The sequence below is a fragment of the Burkholderia sp. Tr-20355 genome (assembly GCF_017104685.1).
In the GTDB taxonomy this organism is placed as follows: domain Bacteria; phylum Pseudomonadota; class Gammaproteobacteria; order Burkholderiales; family Burkholderiaceae; genus Burkholderia; species Burkholderia seminalis.
On sequence record NZ_JAAGPK010000099.1, the window covers coordinates 25048 to 31434 of the forward strand.

At 66.8% G+C, this 6387-nt stretch carries 6 protein-coding genes; 2 read left to right on the forward strand and 4 right to left on the reverse strand.

Features of this window, described 5'->3' with window-relative positions:
* Positions 1–56: 56 nt before the first annotated feature.
* From G3N62_RS22870 to G3N62_RS22880, 3 genes are all read right to left on the reverse strand, one after another.
* A complete protein-coding gene (locus G3N62_RS22870) occupies positions 57–353 on the reverse strand; it encodes a flagellar protein FliT (RefSeq protein WP_059559395.1) in 297 nt (98 codons plus the stop codon).
* A 37-nt stretch (positions 354–390) separates the two neighbouring features.
* On the reverse strand, positions 391–1800 hold the full coding sequence (gene fliD / locus G3N62_RS22875) for a flagellar filament capping protein FliD (RefSeq protein ID WP_124671327.1): 1410 nt from the start codon (positions 1798–1800) through the stop codon (positions 391–393).
* 188 nt (positions 1801–1988) lie between these two features.
* Positions 1989–2813 (reverse strand): flagellin domain-containing protein, encoded by an 825-nt coding sequence (locus G3N62_RS22880; RefSeq protein WP_034188094.1) that lies wholly within the window; start codon positions 2811–2813, stop codon positions 1989–1991.
* Positions 2814–3335: 522 nt separating this feature from the next.
* On the opposite strand from G3N62_RS22880, the gene rpsU reads away from it, so the two are divergent.
* Complete coding sequence (gene rpsU / locus G3N62_RS22885) at positions 3336–3548, forward strand: 30S ribosomal protein S21 (protein ID WP_006401410.1); 213 nt, start codon at positions 3336–3338, stop codon at positions 3546–3548.
* A gap of 699 nt (positions 3549–4247) precedes the next feature.
* Positions 4248–5483 carry a PepSY-associated TM helix domain-containing protein gene (locus G3N62_RS22890; protein WP_124671325.1) on the forward strand — a complete coding sequence of 412 codons (1236 nt, stop codon included), beginning with the start codon at positions 4248–4250 and terminating at the stop codon, positions 5481–5483.
* Positions 5484–5569: 86 nt separating this feature from the next.
* On the opposite strand, the gene G3N62_RS22895 is transcribed toward G3N62_RS22890, so the two are convergent.
* Entirely contained in the window at positions 5570–6172 is a 603-nt protein-coding gene (locus G3N62_RS22895) for a DNA-3-methyladenine glycosylase I (RefSeq protein ID WP_034188092.1), read from the reverse strand.
* Positions 6173–6387 lie beyond the last annotated feature (215 nt).

Here is a 6387-nt window from a genome sequence, read left to right on the forward strand (position 1 = left end):
TCGACGATACGACGTCGGCGCCCGCTCGATGGCGGCGCGCGTTGTTGTTCGCAGGCTTACAGCATGCCGGTCGTCTGGTAGGCGCTCGCGGCGCGGATCCGCTCGCGCGATGCGGTGAACTGCTGCGCGAGCCGGTCGCGATCGGCCTGCGCGTCCTGTGTGATCGATGCGTCGATGTCCATGATCCGGCGGATCGTGTCGAGCGCGGCCGGCGTCTGCTCCGGCGCCAGGCTCATCAGCAGCGGAGAGCGCGCGTCGGCCAGCGCGGCGACGCGCTCCCAGTCGCGCAACGCGCTCGCCGACTGCATCGCCTGGGTCAGGTGCAGCGCATGGTTCAGGGCATCGGTCGTCATGGTCATGGTCGTCGTCCGGTGTCGTGCGAAGGGCGCGTTACTTGTTGGTGGCGAGCGCACCCGCGCTGTTGGTGCCGCCGAACAGCTGGGTCAGGTACTTCGTGTTGTTCGCCATCGTCGCCATCAGGTTGTTCAGCGCGGTGAACTGCGCGTTGTACTGCGTGGTCAGCTGGGCCGAGTAGTTCTGCAGTTGCGTCGCCTGGTCCGACAGGCTCTTCAGGTCCGCGTTGATCGCGGTGGTGCGCTGGTCGATCAGGCCGTTGGTCTGCGTGTAGTTGCTGACCAGGTTGTTGAGCGTCTGGCCGACACCGTTCGTCGTGTTGAACAGTGCGCCGACCGCCGGGTTGTTCGACGTGAGCGCGGTGTTCAGCGCGCTCGAGTCCACCTGCAGCGTGCCGTCCGCCTGCAGGCTGATGCCGATGGCCGCCAGCGAATAGGTCGAGCCGCCCGTCGTGACGCCGCCGCTGATCGCGGTCGCGAGTCCGTTCGAGATCGTGTTCAGCATCGAATCGCCGAGCAGCGGGCCGGCCGTCGACGTGTTCGGATCGTACGACGACAGCGACTGCGCGGTCGTCACGTAGGTGTTGTACGCGCTGACGAACGCGTTGATCGCGGTCGTCGTGGCCGTCGTGTCGGGCGACAGCGTGACCGTCTGGGTCGTGTTCAGCGCCTGCGTCGTCAGGTTCAGCGTGACGCCCGTCAGCACGCCCGACACGCTGTTGGACGCGCTCGTCACGGGCGTTCCGTCGACGGTCAGTTTCGCGTCGGCGGCCGCCGTCACGGTCGTGTAGCCCGAGGTCAGCTTCGAATTGACGCCGGTGCCGCTCACCGACACAGTGTTGGCCGCGCCGGTGTTGTTCGACTGGATCACGAGATGCTGGCCGTCCGAGCCGGTGATGACCGACGCGGTGACGCCCGGGTTGCCGGCCGTCGTGTTGATCGACTTCGCGATGTCCGACAGCGATGCACCGGCCGCGACGTTGACGTTGAAGGCCGTGCCGGTGCCGAGCGTGATGCTCAGCGAACCGGCGGAGATCGTGTCCGTGGACGTGATGCCGGCCGACGACAGCTTGTTCGCGGTGGCGAGCTGCGTGACGTTGACCGCGTACGAGCCGGCCACCGCGCCGCCGCCGCTCTTGACCGACGCGGTGATGCCGTTGCCGCTCGCGGTTGCCGCGAGGCCGCTCAGCGTCGTGCCGTTCGACAGGCCCGTGATCGCGGTCTGCAGCGCCGACAGCGCGGATTTCAGTTTGCCGACCGCCGACAGTTCGGTGTTGTCGGCCGTCTGCTTGTTCGTGAGGGTGGTCTGCTGGCCGATGGTCTTGGCCTGCACCAGCGACGTGACGAGCGAATTGACGTCGAGCGTCGAATTGGTCGCGCCGCTGATGATCGATTGTCCGGCCTGCGCCAGGATGCTGCCGATATCCGTCGTGCTCGTCGTGGCCATGCGGGTGCTCCAGTCGTTTGCGCGATGACGCGCGTTTCGGCGGGTCGCCGTACTTCGGTTTCAATGCAAGCAGGGAGGCATGCCTCCCTGGAGTGTCGGGTCCGACGAATCGAACCGGCGCCGTCGCGCGCCGCAACGCGGACGACGCCGTGCGCGCGGGCGGCTCGCCCGGCGCGGGGTGTTCCCGATTACTGCAGGAGCTTCAGGACTTGCTGCGGCAGCGAGTTCGCTTGCGCGAGCACCGAGATGCCGGCTTGCTGCAGCACTTGCGCCTTGCTCAGGTTCGCCGTTTCCGTCGCGAAGTCCGCGTCGGTGATCTGCGAACGCGCCGCGCTCATGTTCGTTGCCTGGGTTTGCGTCGTCGTGATCGCAGCCTGGAACGTGTTTTGTGCCGCACCCAGCGTTGCCTGGAACGTGTTCACGTTCTTCAGTGCCGCGTCGATCGACGTGATGGCCGACTGTGCGCTCGTCTGGTCGCTGACCGTCAGGCCGCTCAGGCTCAGGCCGCCGCCCGTGCTCGTCCACACCGTCGCGCCGAAGTTGACGGCCACGGTCTGGTTGGCTGCCGCGCCGACCTGGAACGTGACGTTGCCCGCTGCGCTCAGGATGGTCTGGCCGTTGAACGACGTTTGCGTTGCCACGCGGTCGATTTCGCCGAGACGCGTCGTGACTTCAGCCTGCAGGTTCGCACGTGCGTTCGAATCCAGCGAGCCGTCGCCTGCTTCGACTGCCAGCGTACGGATACGCTGCAGGTTGTCGACGGTCGACTGCAGCGCGCCGGCTGCCGTCTGGATCATCGAGATGCCGTTGTTCGCGTTCGACACGCCTTGGGTCAGCGCGTTGATCGCTGCCGTTTGCGACGTCGAGATCGCGAGACCTGCCGCGTCGTCGGCTGCCGTGTTGACGCGCTTGCCGGACGACAGGCGGTTGATCGCTTGCGACAGCGCGTTTTGCGAGCCCGACAGATTCGTCTGCGTCGTCAGCGAAAGGATGTTGGTGTTGATGTTCAGCATTTGCTTCCTCGTTTTGGAAAATGCCTGAGATACAGACAGGTTCTGATTTCGGCGTTGCGCTTTTTCGCGTCTGGCGCTGCCCGCCTTTCCTGGTTGACGGCGGCACCCGGCGAAAACTTTAGAGGGATGTTTGAGGAAATTCGGGACGGAAGAGGGGATTTCGCCGGGAAGGCTCGCCCGGCATGGCGGACAGCGTGGTGGCCAGGGCGAGGAACACCGCCCGGTTGGGTGGAACGTTTGCCCGCGATCGACAAAAGGATGGTTTTGTCTGTGATTCCCTGCTATGATGGCGGGCTGAATTGAGATTTCTGTCACGCCTCTGCCGTTTTCGGCATGTCTGCTGGCAGTCAAACGCGGCGCTGCACGCGGCTGTGAAGCGTACTCGCGGTGCTTTCCGCCTCTCTTTTCCGGCCTCCGAGGCCGTATTTCCGCTCGTTTCGCCTGTTCGTGGGGACGCTCGGATGGCCGGTGCGTGGCGCTTGGCCGCTACGTTTTTGACCGTTTAAGCAATTTAGGAACGACATGACGACGATTCTTCTGAAAGAAAACGAGCCGTTCGAAGTGGCGATTCGCCGCTTTCGTCGCGCTATCGAAAAAAATGGCCTGATCGCTGAACTGCGTGAGCGCCAGTCTTACGAAAAGCCGACCGCAGTCCGCAAGCGCAAGAAGGCAGCAGCCGTCAAGCGCCTGCACAAGCGTCTGCGCAGCCAGATGCTGCCGAAGAAGCTCCACTAAGAGCGTCTGACGGTTCGCCGCGAAACGGCGGAGTGTGCCTCGAAAGAGGCCGCTCCGCCGTTTCGCTTTTGGGGTCCGGGAAAATCCCGAGGCTCGCCGCGGGGCGGCCGTTCCGGCCGGCGGCCGCGATTGGCGGCCGGCCGGTGCGGCGTCCGGAAGTCGATTTTCGCGGTCAGGCCAGCCGTGCGCGGGTCGCCCGGCTTCAGGTCATCCGCGTACTGATATTCCCGGTAACGGCGGTTCTGCACGCTGCCGATTGGCGCGCGCAGCGTCAAGGCGTGGCGGCCGACCTGCGTCGGGGAGTGCGCCCGCATCGATGGCGAGCCAGCCTGGCGCATCGAGGCCGCCGGTCGCGCGCAGCGGCGTCGCGCCGGCGAATCGTCGGCATGCGCGAGCGAGGCGGCGAAGCAGGCAGGGGCGGCGGCCTCGCGGCGTGGACGGACGGGCGGTCGCGCGAAGCCGACGGTCATGGCGGGTGAGCAAAAATGCGAGTAAGAATCATTCGCATTGAGATAAAATGTTGCGCATCGTATCAAGACCCGCCGAACGCGCAATATTTCCAGGCCGCGCACAAGGGCATCCGGCCTCGCCTGGCGCGGCCGGCCGGCGCTTGCGCGGCATTTGACATCAGATGACCTTCCTCCCGTCGACCCGGGGCCGCCGCCTGTGCCGGCCCGTTTTCCTGTCGCCGCGCACGCGATGAATGCGTTCCTGCGACCGTTTCTCGTCCGCCTGCATCGCTGGTTCGGGCTCGCCATCGCGCTGTTCCTGTTCGTCGCGGGGCTCACCGGCGCGCTGATCGCATGGGACCACGAGCTCGACGCGGCGTTGAACCCCGACTTCTACGTCGCGCGCAGCGGCGCCGCGCCGCTTGCGCCGCTCGAACTGGCGACGCGCATCGAGGCTGCCGACCCGCGCGTGCAGGTGACCTATCTGCCGCTCGCGGTCGAGCCGGGGCACACGCTGCAGGCGGGCGTGATACCGCGCACCGACCCGACGACCGGCCGGCCGTACGCGATCGATTTCAGCCAGATCGCCGTCGATCCCGCGACCGGCGCGGTGCAGGGCCGCCGCGAATGGGGCGCGCCGTCGCTCGCGCGGCTCGACCTGATGCCGTTCATCTACCGGCTGCACTACTCGCTGTTCCTCCCCGAGTACGGCGGGATCAACTTCGGGTTCTGGGTGATGGGCGTCGTCGGTATCGTGTGGGCAATCGACAGCCTGATCGCGCTCGTGCTCGCGTTCCCGAACCTGAAGAGCTGGCGCAAGTCGTTCGCGTTCCGCGTGCGGCGCGGCGGCTATCCGCTCGTATTCGACCTGCACCGCTCCGGCGCCGTATGGGTATGGGGGCTGCTGTTGGTCGTTGCGGTCACATCGATCTCGATGAACCTCGCGGTTCCGGTCGTGCGCCCGCTGGTGTCGCGGCTGTCGCCGCTCGCGCAGACGCCGTACACGAATCCCGAGCGTTTCCCGCCGGCTCCGCCGGGCAGCACCGTGCTGCCGCGCGAGCGAATCGTCGAGATCGCGCGCCCGGCCGGGCGCGACGCGGGAATCACCGCGCCGCCCGGTGCGCTGCTGTTCGCGCCGGCGATGAACGTCTATGCGGTCGGGTTCTTCACGCCCGGCAACGACCACGGGGACGTCGGGCTGGGTAACGCGTGGTTGTACTGGGATGCGGTGACGGGCAAGCCGGTCGCCGCCCAAGTGCCCGGCCGCGGCTCGGCCGGCGACCTGTTCATGCAGGCGCAGTTTCCGCTGCACTCGGGGCGGATCGCCGGCGTCGCGGGCCGCGTCGCGATCAGCGCGCTCGGCATCGTCATCGCGATGCTGAGCGTGACGGGCATCTGCATCTGGGTGAAGAAGCGCAGCGCACGCGTGCGGGCCGCGCGAAGCGCACGGTCGGCCGTGCCGGCGTCGTCACGCGCCGCGCGGTAAGCGACGGGTGGCGCCGTGGCCACCGTCGCCACGGGCGGCGTTGAAGGACGGGTGCCCGGCTGGCGCTGGTGCCTGCGCCTGCGCGGTCAGCCCGCCTTGCGCTTGCGTGCCGGCTGTTTCCGGCCGAGCGCCGCGCACCGCGCGTGGCACGGGCAGCCGATCTCGTGATCGTTGACCATGCCGGTTGCCTGCATCAGTGCATAGCAGATCGTCGAGCCGACGAACTTGCAGCCGTATGCCTTCAGCGCCTTGCTGAGCGCGTCGGACTGTTCGGTCGACGCGGGCGCGTCGCGGTACGACTGCCATGCATTCTGGATCGGCGTATTGCCGACGAACGACCACAAAAATGCGGCGAGCGAACCGTGTTCGTCGCGGATGCGCTGCACGGCGCGCGCATTGGTGACCGCCGATTCGACCTTCGCGCGGTTGCGCACGATGCCCGGATTCTCCAGCAGCTTGTCGATGCGCTTCGGCGTGAAGCGCGCGACGGCGTCGACGTCGAACTCGGCGAACGCGTCGCGATACCCCGCGCGCTTGTTCAGGATCGTCGACCACGACAGCCCGGCCTGCGCGCCTTCCAGGATCAGCATTTCGAACAGGTGGCGATCGTCGTGCGACGGCACGCCCCACTCGGTGTCGTGATAGTGAGCGTCCGCTTCCGTCTTCACCCAGTTGCACCGCTGCGACATCGTCTGCCTCGTTTTCAGTGTCGAATCGATCGTGCCAGCATAGCGGAAGCCCATTTTGCGGGATAGCCGGCCGAACGGCAGATGGGCGCGCGGCGCCGATCCGGTTAAGCTTGGCCCCTGTTCGAATCAGCGGGATGAAGGCATGGCGGCATTACTTTTTGCGATCGGCATCGACGGCGGCGGCACGGGCACGCGCGCGGTGCTGGCCGACCGGC

What these genes read in the sequence shown, in the direction of transcription:
- G3N62_RS22870 (WP_059559395.1), bottom strand. Translation starts at nt 353, where the DNA reads ATGACGACCGATGCCCTGAACCATGCGCTGCACCTGACCCAGGCGATG.
- fliD (WP_124671327.1), bottom strand. Translation starts at nt 1,800, where the DNA reads ATGGCCACGACGAGCACGACGGATATCGGCAGCATCCTGGCGCAGGCC.
- G3N62_RS22880 (WP_034188094.1), bottom strand. Translation starts at nt 2,813, where the DNA reads ATGCTGAACATCAACACCAACATCCTTTCGCTGACGACGCAGACGAAT.
- rpsU (WP_006401410.1), top strand. Translation starts at nt 3,336, where the DNA reads ATGACGACGATTCTTCTGAAAGAAAACGAGCCGTTCGAAGTGGCGATT.
- G3N62_RS22890 (WP_124671325.1), top strand. Translation starts at nt 4,248, where the DNA reads ATGAATGCGTTCCTGCGACCGTTTCTCGTCCGCCTGCATCGCTGGTTC.
- G3N62_RS22895 (WP_034188092.1), bottom strand. Translation starts at nt 6,172, where the DNA reads ATGTCGCAGCGGTGCAACTGGGTGAAGACGGAAGCGGACGCTCACTAT.